Below are 17130 nucleotides of genomic sequence, written 5' to 3'. Positions count from 1 at the left end.
CGATCCGCTATGCAGGAAGCGACAATAGAAACATCCGCCGACCGTTTGACGGCCATCCGCACGCGTATGAACGCCGCTGCCACATTGGCGCGACGTCCGGCGCAGGACATCCACCTCATCGCGGTGTCGAAAACCCGGTCGGCGCAAGACATTGAACCACTCATCTTAGAAGGCCAAAGGCTGTTCGGTGAAAACCGTGTTCAGGAGGCCGCAAGCAAATGGCCAGAGCTGAAGGAGCGGCATCCGGACGTGGAGCTACACCTGATTGGCCAGTTGCAATCGAACAAGGCCGAAGAGGCGGTTGCGTTGTTTGACATGATCCATTCGGTTGATCGGCTGTCGCTTGTCACGGCGCTGGGCAAGGCGATGCAAAAGCTGGGGCGCGCGGTGCCGTGCTTCATTCAGGTCAATATTGGCGCAGAAGAGCAAAAGGGCGGGTGTGCCTTGGCGGAACTTCCCGACCTGCTGAAGGCGGCGCAGGATGCGGGCATTCCGGTGGCTGGGTTGATGTGCATTCCGCCTGCTGAACTGGAGGCCGCGCCCTTTTTTGCGCTTTTGGCCGAATTGTCCGCGCGGCACGGATTGGCACAATTGAGCATGGGCATGTCCGATGATTTCGAAACCGCCATCATGTTGGGCGCGACATATATTCGTGTCGGTACGGCCTTATTTGGCGCGCGCGCCAGCGTTGTTTAAGGCAAATCGGGCATAGCTGTTCTGTGTGGCAACCAAAGCCTCAACCCCTTCACCATCGGTCAAGTCGCACGCTTTCCATATAGCAGCATCCTGCACATCCAGCCCGCCGGTCAGCGCACCAAAGGCGGGCATGATCATCTTGCGCGGGGTTTTCACAAAGCAACGCCGTTTCACCATCCGCCCGCGCAGCACTTGCCGGAACTTTGGATGGAAATGGCCGGAGATTTCGGGATTGGGGTCGCCACGTAACGCCTCATGCCGAAGGGTGATGCCCGACAATGTCACTTCGTCAAAGGCCTTGCCGCCCCATATACCCGACACCGCGCGGTCATGGTTTCCGGTGATCCAGATCCATTCGGTGTTGCAGGCCAAGTCCACCAATAACGCCGCAGCGTCTTCCGCCAATCGCTGTTCCCCGTCATCATCGTGGAAATTGTCACCAAGGGATATGATTCTTGCTGGTCGATATGTCCTGCAAAGTGTGGCTATTTCCTCAAGCGTCGATACGCTGTCATAAGGCGGCAGCATTTGGCCAATTAAGGCAAAGGCGCTCGCCTTTTCCAGATGCAGGTCGGACACCAATAACGCCTCTTGCGCGCGCCAATATAACGCCGCCTCTCCAGCTATCTCAAATCTCTGCCCACCAAATTCGAAGCTTTGTGCCATGGCCACAAGGCTATGCGGATTGTGGTGCGCGACTGCAAGCGGATGTGCGTAGCTGCCGCCAGCTTAGTCTTTATGCGTTTACGGCGTCATCGCAATGCCCGCGAGGCTCTCCGCCTCCATTAACAAAGCGTCGTCCACTGACCCCTGCGCCACACTCTCGCGGCCGATCATCACTAGTAATGGCACGGCCAGCGGGCTGACACGCTCCAGATCGACGTGCAGCATGTTATCGGCGGCGCGATCCAGAAAATCGCCAAGCCGCCCGACATCAGTCAACCGCGCCCGCGCATCGGCCCATGCCGCCTCCAACAACAGATGGGCGGGTTCATATTTGCGCAGCACATCATAAATCAGGTCGGTGGAAAAGGTCACTTGCCTGCCCGTCTTGCGCTTGCCGGGAACCTGCCGTTCGACAAGCCCGCTAATCACCGCCACTTCGCGAAAGGCGCGTTTGAGCAAATAGCTCTGCTCCACCCAGTCCACAAATTCATCGGCCAATATGTCGGCAGAAAATAAAGGCCCTGGGTCGGTGATGGGCTTAAGGCTCCACACGCCCAAGGCATAATCGCTCGCGACAAAGCCCATGGGCATCAGGCCCCGGCTCTCCATTCGCCGCGTGATCAGCATGCCCAGTGACTGGTGCGCGTTCCACCCTTCGAACGGATAGGCCACCATATAATAGCGTTTGTCGTGCGGGAAGGTTTCGACCAGCAATTGTCCCGCTTGCGGCATCTGGCTGCGATAATCTTGCATCTCCAACCATTCGCGCACGTCGTCGGGAAAGCGCGCCCAGCCCGGCCTGTCGGTGAGCATCTGCCGCACGCGCTCCGCCAGATGCGTGGTCAGCGGCAAGCGCGTGCCCATATAGCTTGGGATGTTACTCGCGGGCTTGGTCGCGGCGCGGACGATGAGGTCAAGGTCTTTGATCGATTCGACCTCAAGCGCCATGCCGGCAAAGGTGAAGCAGTTGCCGGGGCTTAATGTGGCGGCGAAAGATTCCTCAACCTTGCCCAATTTGCGGCCATTGCGGAACCGGATCTCCAGCATTGGCGCATCGACGATGATCCCTGCGTTAAACCGATGCTGCGCAGCCAATTGCGGGTGCGATAGGCGCCACCGGCCATCGGGGTCTTTGACCAATTTCTTATAGCGGTCATAGGCTTTCAACGCATATCCGCCGGTTGCGATAAAGGCGATGACGCGCGCAAAGGTCGCCGCATCGATGCCTGAATAAGGTAAGGCCGATTGCACCTCGGCCAGCAATGCGCTCTCGTCAAAGGGTCCGGCGCAGGCGATCCCCATGACATGTTGCGCCAAGACATCATGGCTTCCGGGGCGGAAGGTTTCGCCATCGCGCACGCCCTCTGCCACTGCGTCAAAAGCGGCCTGCGCTTCCAGATATTCAAAACGATTGCCGGGGACCAGAATGGCCTTGCTGGGTTCGTCCATCCGGTGGTTGGACCGGCCAACACGCTGCAACAAACGCGACGAACCCTTGGGCGCGCCCATTTGGATCACGCAGTCGACATTGCCCCAGTCGACACCCAAATCAAGGCTGGACGTGCAGACCAAGGCGCGCAATTTACCTTCGGCCATCGCGCCCTCGACCTTGCGCCGCGCCTCGACCGACAAAGACCCGTGGTGAATGCCAATGGCATATTTGGGTTCGTTCGCGTCCCATAATTTCTGGAAAATATATTCTGCGAGGAAGCGGGTGTTGCAAAATATCAAAGTGATTTTGTTGCGCCCGATTTCGTCAATCAACTGCGGTATCGCATGCTGCCCGCTATGCCCCGCCCATGGTACGCGGCCCTCTGGCAACAGGATCGTCAGGTCAGGTTCTGCCGCGGCCTCGCCCTCGACCAAGCGCACCTGATCCATGTCGCCATAAGGCGCGAGCCATGCGCGATAGTCATCGGGGTCGGCCACGGTAGCCGAAAGCGCCACACGTTGCAGGTCCGGCGCAAGCGTTTGCAACCGCGCGAGTGATAGGCTGAGTAGATCCCCGCGCTTGCCATTGGCGAAGGCGTGAACCTCATCGACAATGACGCGTTTTAGCGTGGCGAACATGTGCACGCTGTCTTCATGGCTGAGCAACAACGACAGCGATTCAGGTGTGGTCAGCAATATATGCGGCGGCTTAACCCGCTGCCGCGCCTTGCGGTCCGACGGCGTATCGCCCGTCCGTGCTTCAACGCGGATCGGCAAGCCCATTTCCTCGATCGGGATCAGCAGATTGCGGCGCACGTCAGTGGCCAATGCCTTCAGTGGGGAGATATAGAGGGTGTGGAGGCCGTCTGACGGGTCGGCAATCAAATCCTTAAGGCTCGGCAAAAACCCCGCTAGCGTCTTACCCGCACCCGTCGCGGCCACCAGCAGGGCATGCCGCCCATCCCGTGCCGCGTCGAGCATCTCCAATTGATGCCGTCGCGGCTGCCACCCGCGCGCGGCGAACCAATTGAGAATGATGGGGGGTAAACTCACGCCGAGCTTAATGCCCGACAGTTTCCCCGCGTTCCAGCCCTGATGCCGCCAATTGCGCATCAATTTGCGCCATCAGCCGTTCGAGACCATCTTGCGAAGATGCCTCGGCGCGGGCGACGAGCACGTCTTGCGTGTTCGATGCGCGCAACAGCCACCAGCCATCGGGCGTATTGACGCGCGCGCCGTCGGTGTTGTTCACATCCGCGCCGTCCGCCGACAACCGTGCAAGCACTTCGTCAATCACGGCAAATTTGCGGCTCTCGTCGACTTGGAAACGCATTTCGGGGGTGTTGATCATCTCCGGCATTTCGCTGCGCAACTCCGTCACGCTTTTGCCCAGCTTGGCCGAAGCGGACATCAGCCGCACAGCGGCATAAATCGCATCGTCAAAACCATAATATTCATGCTTGAAGAAGATATGCCCGCTCATTTCACCCGCGAGCGGCGATCCCGTTTCTTTCATTTTGGACTTAATGAGGCTGTGGCCAGTTTTCCACATCATTGGCTGACCGCCCAATGCGCTGACGCAGTCGAACAAGGCCTGAGAAGCTTTTACATCGGCAATAATCGTGGCGCCGGGCACTTCGCCCAGCACATCTGCAGCATAGATTTGCAGCAATTGGTCGCCCCAGATAACGCGGCCTTCGCCATCAATGGCACCGATACGGTCACCATCGCCGTCAAAAGCCACTCCAAAATCGAGCTTCTTTTCCGCGACAAGCCGCTGCAAATCGACCAGATTGGCAGGCTCGGTTGGATCCGGGTGATGATTGGGAAATTGGCCATCCACTTCTGTGAATAAGAGATGATGCTCTCCAGGTAACATCTTGACCAGCTTTTCAATTGCCGGTCCCGCCGCCCCATTGCCCGCATCCCAACCGATGCGAAATGCCTTTTGTGGAGCGGCTTGCGCCACGCGGGCGACATATTGGTCAAGGATATCGAGATGTTCCGAAGTGCCCGTTCCGTTCACCCAATCCTCGGCGGCCGCCATACGGCCAATTTTTTGGATATCGGCCCCGAAAAACGGTTTACCCATAAGGACCATTTTGAAGCCGTTATAATTGGCGGGGTTGTGGCTTCCGGTTATTTCTATGCCGCCATCAACGTCATCCAATACGGCCTCAGCATAATATAGCATGGGCGTTGGGCCCATGCCGATGCGCACGACATCAACATTGCTGTCGTTCAGTCCTTTGACCAAAGCTTCCTCAAGCATGGGTGAGCTTACCCGCCCGTCATAGCCTATGACCGCCTTTTTACCGCCAGCGCGGACAAGGCAGCTGCCGAACCCCCGGCCAATGGCATAGGCGTCGGCCTCCCCCAAAGTTTCGCCGATGATACCGCGAATGTCATATTCACGAAGCGAGGTGGGGTGGAAATGGTGCGCCATGGAATGTCCTGTATGTGCGGAAAAGAAATTGGCCGTTACCGCCGTTTATTGTCAAAGTCATCCAACAAAATGTCGCGCGCTTTATTCAATTCGGCGGCGCGTCCGTCGCTGCCGCCGGTGTCTGGATGGTTTTGCGCAATCAGGGTGCGGTGACGTTCGCGAATCCGCTCTGCATTGTCAAAACGCGACACGCCCAGCAGGAAACGGGCATCATCGATATCCGACGGCTTGCCGCGTTTGGCGCCAAAACTGAACAGCCGCAATGTCAGGCCGCGATACCAGAGAACGGCTATCCCTATCGCAGCCACACCGATTATCAGGCTTCCCCGCGATGCAAGAAGGGCGCCGGATAGTCCGAGCAAAATAGGCAGCAATTGCTGCTTTTGAAGCTTGCCCTTCCACACGGCCCAGCCAAGTGCAAGCAGAGCCAAAATGGCCAAAAATGTCATTATACTAAAGCTGCTTGCGGTATTTCGGGTAGCGCAAGGCCAGTGACCAATTCCCGCAGTTCCTGTCGTGCGACAATATGTCCGGTCGCCAATTGGCCCAGATGGCCCTTGTCGATTAACGTCAGGCCGGACGGAAACAGCTCACGATAAATGACGCGTTCATTCAGGCCGGGTATCGAACGGAAACCAACCCGCTTGGATAATTCGGCAAGTGCATCAGTCATGCGCTGCTGATTACGCGCCTCCATATTGTGCAGGCGGTTGCGGACCACGATCCAGTCGATGGTGACACCATCGATCTTGGCGCGTTCCTTACGCGCGTCCCAGATAAGCTCCGCATAGAAGCTTAACTTGCGCAATTTGAAGTTTTCGGTATCCACTTGGCCAATCAGGTCAAAGTCGACAAAGCTGTCGTTAATGGGGGTAACCAACGTATTGGCGCGCGTCGCAACAAAGCGCGCATAAGGATCATCGCGTCCGGGCGTGTCAAACACAAGAAAATCATTTTCTGCGCCGAGGCGCTCCACCTGCTGCTCCAAACTGGCCTGCGAATCATGCTCGAACACTTCGAACACGGGCATCGGCAAAGTTATTTTGCGCCGCGTCATCGTGTCGCGCCGGTTTTCCAGATAGCGGTATAAGGTGCGCTGGCGCGAATCCAGATCGATGCACGCCACCCGCGCGCCGCGTGACGCCAGAGCTATGGCGACATGGACTGCGGTGGTTGACTTGCCCGTCCCGCCCTTTTCATTCGCAAAAACGATGTGATGTGCCTTGGCCATAATTCCCCAGATCTGCCCCAAATATTGTACGCCGCGACATTTGCCTTGAATTGTCGCTGCACCCTCCCGCATAGGCGGGTTCAACAAAGGCCAATAAACAAGGCGACGTGGACGTGCAAACCATCAATCAGCTTGACGCATTAAGGCACCATATTGCGGCGCTGCGTGACGCCAAGCGGCGCATTGCGTTAGTCCCGACCATGGGCGCGTTGCATGACGGCCATATGACCTTAGTCGAACAGGCGCGGCAAAGCGCGGATGCGGTGGTTGTGTCGATCTTCGTCAACCCGACCCAATTTGGACCGAATGAAGATCTCGAATCCTATCCACGCACGATGGAACGTGACGCTGAATTGCTGCGCGCGGCTGGGGTTGATATATTATGGGCGCCACAAGTGGCTGCGATGTATCCAACGGGCTTTGCAACGCAAGTGCATGTCGATGGCCCAAGCAATGGCTATTGCGGCACAGCGCGGCCCGGCCATTTTGACGGCGTTGCGCTGGTGGTCGCCAAATTGTTTAATCAGGTTCAGCCGGATGTTGCACTTTTCGGAGAAAAGGATTTTCAACAACTGGCCGTCATCCGGCAGATGGCGCGTGATCTTGACTTCGCGTTGGACATATTAGGGGTTCCGATTGTGCGTGACGCCGATGGCCTCGCTCTGTCGTCGCGCAACGCCTATCTCACGGCAGACGAACGGGCGGCGGCCTTGGCTTTGCCAGTTGCCTTGGGCCAAGCCGCGGCGCAGATCCGTGCAGGGGATGATGTCGGCCAAACACTTGCCAAGGCCTCGGCCGACCTCCTCGCCGCCGGCTTTGCGCGGGTGGATTATTTTGCGCTGGCAGATGCTATGACCTTGGAAGAACTGCAGCATTTCGACGGCGGGCCAGCGCGGCTCTTGGCCGCGGCCAAGATGGGCAAGACGCGGTTGATTGATAATCTGGCGATTTAGCGCTCAGCGCGGTTTTTGGAGGCTCCGGCGGCTGCGCGAATTTTGCTTAATCGCGGCCGGGTGTTAAGGCATTGGGCATGAGGTGGGAATCTATGCTTCCGCTGGACGCCGCGAATGTGCTTTTTATAGCTGAGGATAGTGTTTGAGATGCCGACCCCCATCCTTGTAACAGGCGCTGCTGGCTTTATTGGCCACGCCGTGGCGCACCGGTTGTTGGCCCGCGGCGAGCGGGTCATTGGCGTCGACATCGTCAATGATTATTACGACCCCGCCTTGAAAGAAGCGCGGCTTGCGACCTTTAGCGGCATAAATAGCTTCGCCTTTGAACGCCTCGACATCGCCGACGCCGACAAGATGCAGGAAATGGTTCGCGACAATAATATTGTGCGCGTGGTGCATCTCGCGGCGCAGGCGGGCGTCCGCTACAGCCTTGAAAACCCCTTCGCCTATGAACGGTCCAACCTGGCGGGTCATTTGTCGGTGATGGAGGCGTGCCGGCACGCCGAGGGCTTTGAACATCTGGTCTACGCTTCGTCGAGCTCGGTCTATGGTGATAAACCACGGGGCGGCGAAGGCTTTAAGGAGGATGAACCCGCCAACGACCCTGTGTCGCTGTACGCCGCGACCAAGCGCGCGTGCGAATTGATGAGCCAGTCTTATGCCAAACTTTATGGCTTTCCGCAGACTGGCCTGCGCTTCTTCACCGTTTACGGCCCTTGGGGACGGCCCGACATGGCCTATTTCAGCTTCACGCAAAAAATCCTGCGCGGTGAGGCGATTGAGGTTTACGGCAATGGTGAGATGGCGCGTGACTTTACCTATATCGACGACATTGTTGACGGCATCATCGGGTCGCTCGATCACCCGCCTGCACGCGGCGAACACAGGATTCTGAACATTGGCGATAGCCATCCGGTTGGCCTGATGGACATGATCGAGACGCTCGAAAAGGCGATCGGGCGAGAGGCGGTCAAAATTATGCGGCCCATGCAACCGGGCGACGTCACCGCGACCTATGCCGACGTGTCGAAGCTCCACGCGCTCACGGGTTACAAGCCAAAGGTCATGCTGGCCGAAGGTCTGCAAAAATTCGCCGATTGGTATCGGCAGCATTACGCAGCTGAGTCGTAAACTTACGGCTTCAACTGTGCCTGCACCTCATCGAACGCGGCCGCCAGCTTTCGGCCAGCAATCTGCCTTCCCGCCGTGCGCGGCAAGCCAAGCGCCGCCGACAAGGGCCCGCCCAGCAAGGCATCACCAAGCGCCATAAGTACCATCTCAAGGGTCAGCTCATGCAGCGAGGTGTCGGCGTGCCCGTCTTCGGCAATTTCGTCCACCAGCTTGTGGATTGCCTCCACAATGGGGTCGAGCGCGTCTTCATTTCCGGACAGCAGCATCCAAGACGCGAGCGCGCCTGCACCTTCGCGGTCGAATTGATCAAAGATTAAATCTGCAAGCTCATGCGGCGTCACCACCCCCCCACGCATTTGTGCGACGGCCCCTGCAACCTTACTACAGATATTTTCGCCCATATAGGCCGCTAACGCCCGCTGAAGCCCCGACGCAGACCCAAAATGATGCAGCAAATTAGCATGCGTCCGCCCGATCTGTCCGGCGACCGCCTTTAGAGTAACCGCCTGCGGCCCTGTCTCAAGCAACAGGCTGCGCGCCGCCTCAAGCGCCGCCATCCGGCTCGCCTCCGGGCTTAACCGGCGCGGCATGCCGACGTCTTTAAAATCGATAATCTTGGATGCTTTTGTTGCCATGTTCGCCGCTACTTCGATGATTTTACAACGCTACGCCAATATCTTTAGATATCCAAGCGCGTTGCGCAGTAAACTGCGACTGTATTCGCGCATCGAACATTGCTGTCGGATTGTACGGAGCAACATGGTCCCAGGCCCAAAAGAGGACATTTATTCGGACATTGCGTTGCGCAACTGAAAGGAAAAGCGGAAGGTCTATCGCGAAATGGCTTCACTTGATCACTTGGTGAGATCGTGGTGCATGCTCGTGAAAGGCGGTTGAAAATATGCAAGCACCTCACCCACCGCGCGCCCTTTGCGGGTGCGGGCGTTCTTAAAGAGCAATTCTTTAAGATTAATACCGATACCAGCAAAAACATGCCGTTTGGGCGTAATTCCGGCATCCCTGTCTTCATTTAAAAAGTCGTCAGCCCGATAACCGAGATGCAGTTCCACATATCGGAGCGGGGTCTGTTTAAATGCTTTGAAACCTGCAAGTTTCATCGCAAAAAGATAACGCTGCTGCCGAAAATGCTCTTTACCTTTTACGGTATAGATGTCCTCATTCGGCTGGATCAGCAGCCGAAAATCAAGCTTATCCTCTAAGCCCGGCACGGAATTGCGCATCACCGAAAAACCCGCCCCAAGGGAATTGAAAGCAACATCTTCCCAAGACCAACCGCTGGTTGGTTCAATGCTGTCAAAAGCTTCCGACCATAGCATTATACCCGACGCCAAGGCGGCTGCAGTAAGCTCTATTCCCGGTGCATCGCCGACTTTACGCTTAATACGGCCGTAGAGCAGTTCGCTTATGATATAAGCGGAATAGGCATGGGCGAGTTTGTCGACACCAAGGTTTTTTGTTGAACGACCGAACCAGCCCTCTTTCTGTGTTGTTGGCCAGCGGGGATCTTTGAGTAGCTTGGGTGCATTTAGGGCAGTGTAATAGCCTGCCACTGCGGCAAATTCCCATTTTATAGCCTTAACATCTTCGCCAAATGAGGCATAAGCGCGCGGTGGGACATCCGCATTGAACGGGCGGTCTTGGTCATGCGGCAACGCAGGCTCGCCCTGTAATGGCCCAATGCGAGCATCCTCGTTGATGCTATCCGTTGGTGCAGGATCAGGCGCGGTCAGCAGGCCGAGTGCAGGCACATGCGCTTGATCAGCTACCATCAGCTTATCCAGCACTTCGAAATCGACAACAGCAAGCTCATCCATCGCCTGCGCCTTAGCGGGAAATGATAAAAGGGCACCAAAGGCGCAGCCCCGAAGTATAAAAGTGACAATCACTTTCATTCGATTCGGCGACATGGGCCCTAAGGCGGCACTGATTTTAAACATAGGCGCGCTTCTTCCTGCTTTGGCCGGCGAATAGTATAGCAAGTTAGTAGGCCGCCCAATTGGTTTTGTCTAAGATCTAAAAATCCTGACTACCGACATTCTGTATGCATTTGGCGTTTCAAGCCCGTCCAATTAAACGGCAACTGAAGCGCACATCCATGGGGATTGGCAGGCAACCCTGCAGAATGTTCTTATGATTAGCGGGCGATTGGCTAAATATTATTGACGGGCACTTCGATTGCAAAATCCCTTACTTTCTGGCTCGTTCCGCGGGGCAGGATCATGACTTCATTACCGTTCGCGATGATAAGCAAGTCGTCAACATTATGCACCGACACGCGGATGCCATTTGCGTGAATAAGGTTGCCGTGACTTTCATTGACACGGACGGCGCCAGACAGGACGTTTCCATGGGCGTCCTTGTCACCGATATCGTGCAACGCGTCCCAGCTGCCGACGTCTGACCAACCCATGCTCACAGGAGCGACTGCGACCTTCTCCGCCTTTTCCATAATGGCATAATCAATACTGTCTGCGGGACTGAAGGCGAAGCTATCGGCGTCGGGATGTATGTGATTGCCGGCGCGCTGCGCCTTCGACATTGCGCCGCGAACCGATGCGTCCATTTGCGGAGCGAAGATTGCCACTGCGTCAAGATAGGTGTCCGCGCGAAACAGGAAAATACCGCCATTCCATGCATGATCCCCTGCCGCAATCATAGCCGCAGCGCGTGCCGCGTCAGGCTTCTCCACAAAACGTTGCACGGCGTGCACACCGACACCAACGGCGGAACCCGTCTGGATATATCCATAGCCTGTCTCGGGTCCGGTCGGGTTGATCCCATAAGTGGCGAGCCAACCATCTTGAACTACAGGCAAAAGCGCCGCTGATGCCGCGTGAAATGCCGTTTCATCCGTGATGACATGATCGCTTGGCATCACCAGCATAACTGTTTCTGGCGTACCTACGGCGAGTGCGGCCAGCGCAATCGCCGGCGCTGTATTGCGCGCACAGGGCTCAAGCAAGATGGTCGCATCAGTTACGCCGATTTCGGCCAATTGCGCGCTGACAATCCCCGCATGCGCGGCGTTGGCGACGATAATTGGCGCGGTGAAGCGTTCGCGGTCCATCACCCGCAGCACCGTCAACTGAAACATCGTATGCGCGCCGGTGAGCGCCAAAAACTGCTTAGGCGTTTGCGGCGTTGATAACGGCCAAAGACGCGTACCGCCACCACCCGACAAGATTACAGGACTAATGAACACAAAGTCTCCAGCGGTTGGGCATGAGTTAACAAGCGCCATTTCCGATTATGGGCGATCTGTCAAACCCCCAAAAGCGGTTACACTTCTCTTGTTCGGAAAATACGGGTATTAATGCAATCACTATCGAGATTAAGACTGTTAATTATTGTAAACTCTTGTCACATATAGTTAGTTATAGTTAGATATAAGCTATGGTAGGGTTTTGGAATGGAAAAGTGGGCAGGTTCTGCTATTGATTGCACTATGAAGGTTACCAAGCATCTTGTTGATAAACCCTGGGGTAGAACAGATATTCCGGCGGAATTTGGCACCACCAGCGGCCGCCGCGTAGGCGAAATCTGGTATAGCGCTAAAACCGAAGCGCCTTTGCCAATTCTGGTGAAGTGGCTTTTTACGTCCGAGCGGCTCTCAATTCAGGTCCACCCTAATGACGCGCAGGCACGCGCGCGGGGCATGCCGTCAGGCAAAGAAGAGTGCTGCTACGTTGTGGACGCAGAACCAGGCGCGGTCATTGGAATTGGAACCAAGCGCCCACTTAGTAGCGAAGAACTTTACGCGGCGTCACTTTCAGGCGAGATTGAAGCTTTGATGGACTGGAAAAAAGTGTCTGCGGGAGATTATTTTTATATTCCTGCTGGGACAGTCCACGCCATCGGGGCCGGGGTAAGTCTTATCGAGGTTCAGCAATATGCGGACATCACCTATCGTCTTTATGATTATGGTCGCGACCGTCCGCTGCATCTTGACGATGGCGTGTCTGTATCGTTTGCAAAACCATATACCGATGCCCGGTCCGGACGCGCTGATTTATCATCGCAGCTGGTTGAAGGTCCACATTTTCAGCTTTGGTATGTCTCTGACATAAACGAAGTGCAGGCACTGCCACCGTCAGGGAATATCTGGATTACGCCGCTATCAGGCCAGGTCGACACAGATGGCGAGGTCGCTGCCAAGGGTGACTGCATAGTCACGTCTGGCAACGCAAAGATCATTTTTTCACACGACGCAAAGGCGCTTGTTGCCTTCTAGAGAGCGAAGAAGATTTTCTCAGCTTACGGCGCGAACCCGTGCCTGAATACTAACCGCAGGCGGACAATGAAGCAGGCGCTTCCGCCACTAAGCTGCCTGACGCCGTTCCATTTGCGCGCGGATGTTGATCGCTGGCAATGGTGGCATGGACGTGGGTTCTAAACCTGCACCATCCAGTGTTTTTTCATACAAAGCGCATGTCATTGCCTCGGGGCGGCCGTTGCTGTGCCGCAAGGCAGTCTTGCCGTTCTGTCGAAAGCCGACCTTGCGCAGCACGTTGCCCGAACCGGGGTTATCGGTGAAGTTGCTGGCGATGAGCTTCTTGTGGCCAATGGCCCTGGCGATATGGATCACGGCGCGGCTGGCTTCGGTTGCAAAGCCAAGGCCCCAATAAGGACGTGCTATCCAATAGCCCAATTCGGCGCTGCCGTCATAATTGCCAATGCCACATGCACCAATCAGGCGCGGTGCACCATGGGTGCGCAGCATGAGCAAAAAGGCAGGATAGAGCGCATCATGCTCTTGCATTGCAAAGCGCACGGCGTCGGCGGCGGTATAAGGCCATGGTGCGCTTGCAAGGTTGCGGACGATGCCTTCATCGGCAATCGCCTGATGCAATTCGGCTGCATCCTCTGCCCAGCTTGGCCGCAACAATAATCTTTCCGTCCTCGCGAACATTGTTTCTCTCCGGTTCTGCGCCGCCCCTTGCATGACAAAGCGACAGCCATATTACAGTTCCTCCGCAGGAGGCTGAGAACAGGGAGAATGAGACAAAAAGAAAGGGAGACCGGTTGACCCGTCTCCCTGTTCAAAGGTGGAAACCACCTGACATGATTTCCGGGTCATCCGTCTGGACAACCCGGTATCGATTGTCCTGTTTATTCGGCGGCCATCGCTGGCATATCGACCGACACATATTTGCGGCCGAGTTTGCCAGCATGGAATCGCACGCGGCCTTCGACGAGCGCGAACAAAGTGTGGTCTTTGCCAAGGCCAACGCCCGAACCAGGATACACCTTCGTGCCGCGCTGACGGATAATGATGTTGCCGCCGATGACGTTTTCGCCACCGAACTTCTTCACGCCAAGGCGACGGCCTGCTGAATCGCGACCGTTGCGTGACGAACCACCTGCTTTTTTATGTGCCATGGTCTAAACTCCTACGTCAGAGCGTTGCCGCTCAAGCTTCCTTGGGGGCTGCAGCCTTTTTGGGCGCAGCTTTCTTTGGCGCGGCTTCCTTTGCAGGAGCAGCAGTGGCAGCAGCCTCAACCTTCTCAGCCTTCGGCGCAGCAGCCTTTTTTTCTTCCTTGCCAACGGCAAGGATACGCAGCAGCGTCAACGACTGGCGATGACCTTGCTTGCGGCGATAGTTGTGGCGGCGACGCTTTTTGAAGACGATTACCTTTTCACCGCGCTCTTGCGCAATGATCTCGGCAGAAACGGTCAAGCCGTTTACGTCCTGCGCCTTGTCACCGTCACCGGCAAGAAGGATGTCACCCAGCGAGATCTTGTCACCCGCTTCACCAGACAGTTTTTCAACTGCAATTTTATCTCCGGCGGCGACGCGATATTGCTTGCCGCCTGTGCGCACGATTGCGAACATGGCTTTAACTCATCCGTTTCTACAGCTTAGCGCCTTATAAGGGCGGGTTGCTCGGGCGCATGACATAGCGGAGACGAATCTCAACAGGGTCACGCAAGAATGGGCGCAGCTAGTGCAAGCAAATATCTATGTCAACGTATAATCCCGCATTTTGGCCCTTATGATGCCGCCTGCGCCGCCATTGAGATGCGCTTGCATGCGCCCCCAAGCAGGCTTAGACGGCGGATATGTTGAATTTCAAGCCTGCATCCCCGTTACTTCTTTTCCTGCTCCTTGCCGCATGCGGCACGAAAGAGGGCGGATTTCCTTCGCTTGAGCCCCGGAGTTATGAGGCCGATGCGCCGATATCTGCGCCCATCGAATCGGCAGCTGCGCCATCGATGTTATCGGGTGCATTCGCTGCAAAAGCCGACGCGCTGCAGGCGCGACACATAGCGGCGCATGGCGCATATCTAGGTGCATTGGCGGCGGTTCAGGCCATAGCTTCAAAGGCGGCGGGCAGTTCCCCCGGTAGCGAGCTTTGGGTGAACGCGCATCTTATGCTGTCACGGCTCGACAAGACGCGCGCCGATTCGGTGGCCGCCTTGCGGGACTTTGACGGGTTGATATTGGATGCAGGCGCGCGCGACGCGGGCCTTGCCGCGCTTCTGACTGAGGCGCAGCGACCCGTTATAGAAGACGTCGCAGCACAAAATGGAGAAATTGCGCGGATTTCGAAGGTGATCGGGGAATAAAGGCGCGGCCTGTCATGGTGTTAGGCATCGACAAAGACCGTTGCCGTTTCGACAAGCCACGGAAACATAGCTTTCCCTTGCCCGCCCTGCTGATATGATGCTGCCACACAGATATTCAGGAGAGTTTCGAATGCGCCTTAACAAAACCGCGATTTCTGCCCTTGCCCTTTTATTGGCGCAATTGGGTACGCCTGCGATGGCCCAGACCATGGCGCCTGCACCCGCTGCTGTGGCCGAAGTTGACCAAAATGCCGCGATCAAGGCCTTTTTCGAAGAATATGATGCGCAGCAACTGGCGCTTTCGCCGTTGGGCAAATCCTATCGCGGTATCAAGGACAGCGATTATGGCCGTTGGGGGGATTTCTCCACCGCTGGCGAGATGCGCGCGAATGCAGCCGAGCGTTCCGCGCGCACAGAAATGCGCGCCCGCTTTGACCCTGCCAAGCTTTCGCCGGAAAACCGTCTGTCCTACCGCTTGTTTGAAAAACGCGCTGAACGCAGCGAAGCGGCCTTTAAATATAATGATTATGGCTATGTCTTTGACCAGATGAATGGCGCGCAAAGCCAATTGCCAGCGTTCCTTATCAACATTCACCGCGTCGACACAAAGTCTGACGCGCGTGCTTATGTCAGCCGCCTCTATGGCCTTGGCCCTGGCATGATGGAGGCCATTGGCCAAGCCAAGGCGCGTGCAGCGCAAGGCATTATGCCGCCCAAATGGGTGTATCCTTATGTCATTAATGACGCGCGCAACGTCATCACGGGCGCGCCCTTTGGCGACGGCCCCGATGCGCCTCTATATGCCGATTTCAAGGCGAAGGTAGCCAAGCTCAAAATCAGCCAGACCGAAAAAGACCTGCTGATCGCGGACGCGGCGCAGGCGCTGAACGCGTCAGTAAAGCCTGCTTATGAGGCGTTGATTGCCGAAATGACGGCGCAGGAAAAGGTCGCTGGAACCGACGATGGTGTTTGGCGGTTTAAGGATGGCGCGGGCTATTATGCCGAGCGCCTCGCCAATTATACCACGACCGATATGACGCCGGACCAGATCCACAATCTGGGCCTCGCGCAAGTGGCGCGCATTCATAAGGAAATGGGTGTCGTCCAGAAAAAGATGGGCGTGAAGGGCGATCTTCAGGCCTTCTTCAATTATATGCGCACCGAACCCAAATTCTACGCAGCCGAAACCGCCGAAGGTCGCGCCTTGTATCTTTCGGAAACACAAAAGGCGCAGGATGCGATCACGCCCTTGCTACCCAAATGGTTTGGCGTTTTGCCCAAGGCCCCCTTGGTCGTAAAACCCGTTGAGGCCTTCCGCGAAAAATCGGCGGGCAAGGCATTTTACCAAAGCCCCAGCCCCGACGGCTCGCGCCCCGGCACCTATTATGCCAATTTGTATAAGATGGCGGATATGCCGCTGACCGAGGTTGAGGCGCTGTTTTACCATGAGGGCGTTCCCGGCCACCATATGCAGCGCGCAATCCAGACCGAACTCAAAGACGTGCCCGCATTCCGCCAATTTGGCGGCGTCACGGCTTACTCCGAAGGCTGGGGTCTCTATGCGGAGAAATTGGGCAAGGATATGGGCCTTTATACTGACCCCGCGCGGGATTTTGGCCGGTTGCAACTGGAACTCCACCGCGCGATTCGCTTGGTGGTTGATAGCGGTCTGCACCACAAACGCTGGACCCGCGAACAAGCGATCAAATATGTCGAGGACAATAGCGCCGATGCACCGGGCGGCATTGTGAAGGCGATTGAGCGCTACATCATCTATCCCGGCCAAGCGACCGCCTATATGGTTGGCCGCCTGAAAATCAGCGAACTGCGCGGCAAGGCGCAAAAGGCGCTGGGCAAGAAATTTGACATACGCGGGTTCCACGACACGGTGCTGAAATCAGGTCCGGTGCCATTGGATGTACTCGAAGAGCAAGTCGACGCGTGGATTGCCACGCGTAAGTGATGGCGTGGGGGGTAGCTCCCCCGTC

General features: G+C 56.4%; 17 protein-coding genes. 6 read left to right on the top strand and 11 right to left on the bottom strand.

The genetic code is table 11. From position 1 onward, the window contains the following. Positions 1–9 precede the first annotated feature (9 nt). Entirely contained in the window at positions 10–696 is a 687-nt protein-coding gene (locus Q0O07_RS07405; protein ID WP_295492120.1) for a YggS family pyridoxal phosphate-dependent enzyme, read from the top strand. Here the strand turns inward: Q0O07_RS07405 and pdeM are convergent. The 5 genes from pdeM to Q0O07_RS07380 form a co-directional block, all read right to left on the bottom strand. Next, entirely contained in the window at positions 667–1362 is a 696-nt protein-coding gene (gene pdeM, locus Q0O07_RS07400; protein ID WP_295492118.1) for a ligase-associated DNA damage response endonuclease PdeM, read from the bottom strand. The genes Q0O07_RS07405 and pdeM overlap by 30 nt on opposite strands. A gap of 78 nt (positions 1363–1440) precedes the next feature. Next, positions 1441–3906 carry a ligase-associated DNA damage response DEXH box helicase gene (locus Q0O07_RS07395; RefSeq protein WP_295492116.1) on the bottom strand — a complete coding sequence of 822 codons (2466 nt, stop codon included), beginning with the start codon at positions 3904–3906 and terminating at the stop codon, positions 1441–1443. Beyond that, entirely contained in the window at positions 3854–5239 is a 1386-nt protein-coding gene (pgmG, locus tag Q0O07_RS07390; RefSeq protein WP_295492114.1) for a phosphoglucomutase/phosphomannomutase PgmG, read from the bottom strand. Before pgmG ends, Q0O07_RS07395 begins: the two co-directional genes overlap by 53 nt. Positions 5240–5274: 35 nt before the next feature. Further along, positions 5275–5688, bottom strand: a complete 414-nt coding sequence (locus Q0O07_RS07385; protein ID WP_295492112.1) for a molecular chaperone DnaJ — start codon at positions 5686–5688, stop codon at positions 5275–5277. After that, positions 5688–6470, bottom strand: coding sequence for a division plane positioning ATPase MipZ (locus Q0O07_RS07380; protein ID WP_295492111.1), 783 nt, complete (start codon positions 6468–6470; stop codon positions 5688–5690). The genes Q0O07_RS07385 and Q0O07_RS07380 overlap by 1 nt, the downstream gene beginning before the upstream one ends. A 113-nt stretch (positions 6471–6583) precedes the next feature. Here Q0O07_RS07380 and panC point away from each other — a divergent pair, with 113 nt between their 5' ends. Both panC and Q0O07_RS07370 read left to right on the top strand, forming a co-directional pair. Next, a complete protein-coding gene (panC, locus tag Q0O07_RS07375) occupies positions 6584–7423 on the top strand; it encodes a pantoate--beta-alanine ligase (protein ID WP_295492109.1) in 840 nt (279 codons plus the stop codon). Positions 7424–7570: 147 nt separating this feature from the next. After that, complete coding sequence (locus Q0O07_RS07370) at positions 7571–8554, top strand: SDR family NAD(P)-dependent oxidoreductase (RefSeq protein ID WP_295492107.1); 984 nt, start codon at positions 7571–7573, stop codon at positions 8552–8554. A gap of 2 nt (positions 8555–8556) precedes the next feature. On the opposite strand, the gene Q0O07_RS07365 is transcribed toward Q0O07_RS07370, so the two are convergent. The 3 genes from Q0O07_RS07365 to Q0O07_RS07355 form a co-directional block, all read right to left on the bottom strand. Then, positions 8557–9189 (bottom strand): TetR/AcrR family transcriptional regulator, encoded by a 633-nt coding sequence (locus Q0O07_RS07365; protein WP_295492105.1) that lies wholly within the window; start codon positions 9187–9189, stop codon positions 8557–8559. Between the two features lie 219 nt (positions 9190–9408). Continuing rightward, on the bottom strand, positions 9409–10512 hold the full coding sequence (locus tag Q0O07_RS07360) for a DUF2279 domain-containing protein (RefSeq protein ID WP_295492103.1): 1104 nt from the start codon (positions 10510–10512) through the stop codon (positions 9409–9411). A gap of 212 nt (positions 10513–10724) precedes the next feature. Next, positions 10725–11777 carry a mannose-1-phosphate guanylyltransferase gene (locus Q0O07_RS07355; RefSeq protein ID WP_295492101.1) on the bottom strand — a complete coding sequence of 351 codons (1053 nt, stop codon included), beginning with the start codon at positions 11775–11777 and terminating at the stop codon, positions 10725–10727. Positions 11778–11984: 207 nt separating this feature from the next. Between Q0O07_RS07355 and Q0O07_RS07350 the strand changes: the two genes are divergently transcribed. After that, positions 11985–12806 (top strand): class I mannose-6-phosphate isomerase, encoded by an 822-nt coding sequence (locus Q0O07_RS07350; RefSeq protein ID WP_295492099.1) that lies wholly within the window; start codon positions 11985–11987, stop codon positions 12804–12806. Between the two features lie 87 nt (positions 12807–12893). On the opposite strand, the gene Q0O07_RS07345 is transcribed toward Q0O07_RS07350, so the two are convergent. The 3 genes from Q0O07_RS07345 to rplU all read right to left on the bottom strand — a co-directional run bounded on the left by Q0O07_RS07345 (position 12894) and on the right by rplU (position 14408). After that, positions 12894–13484: a GNAT family N-acetyltransferase gene (locus Q0O07_RS07345; protein ID WP_295492097.1), complete on the bottom strand. Its 591-nt coding sequence runs from the start codon at positions 13482–13484 to the stop codon at positions 12894–12896. A gap of 200 nt (positions 13485–13684) precedes the next feature. Further along, positions 13685–13954 (bottom strand): 50S ribosomal protein L27, encoded by a 270-nt coding sequence (rpmA, locus tag Q0O07_RS07340; protein WP_295443149.1) that lies wholly within the window; start codon positions 13952–13954, stop codon positions 13685–13687. A 31-nt stretch (positions 13955–13985) separates the two neighbouring features. Beyond that, the gene (rplU, locus tag Q0O07_RS07335; protein WP_295492096.1) at positions 13986–14408 is read right to left on the bottom strand and encodes a 50S ribosomal protein L21; all 423 of its coding nucleotides are present in this window, start codon (positions 14406–14408) and stop codon (positions 13986–13988) included. Between the two features lie 227 nt (positions 14409–14635). Between rplU and Q0O07_RS07330 the strand changes: the two genes are divergently transcribed. Together Q0O07_RS07330 and Q0O07_RS07325 are read left to right on the top strand one after the other, a co-directional pair. Then, positions 14636–15142: a hypothetical protein gene (locus Q0O07_RS07330; RefSeq protein ID WP_295492094.1), complete on the top strand. Its 507-nt coding sequence runs from the start codon at positions 14636–14638 to the stop codon at positions 15140–15142. A gap of 130 nt (positions 15143–15272) precedes the next feature. Further along, positions 15273–17105 (top strand): DUF885 family protein, encoded by a 1833-nt coding sequence (locus Q0O07_RS07325; protein WP_295492092.1) that lies wholly within the window; start codon positions 15273–15275, stop codon positions 17103–17105. The last annotated feature ends 25 nt before the right edge of the window (positions 17106–17130 follow it).

Origin of the sequence: Sphingorhabdus sp. EL138, assembly GCF_945890115.1 — a bacterium.
Taxonomy (GTDB): domain Bacteria; phylum Pseudomonadota; class Alphaproteobacteria; order Sphingomonadales; family Sphingomonadaceae; genus Sphingorhabdus_B.
Note: the sequence above shows the minus strand (reverse complement) of the source record. Positions and strands in the feature narration are given on the sequence as shown.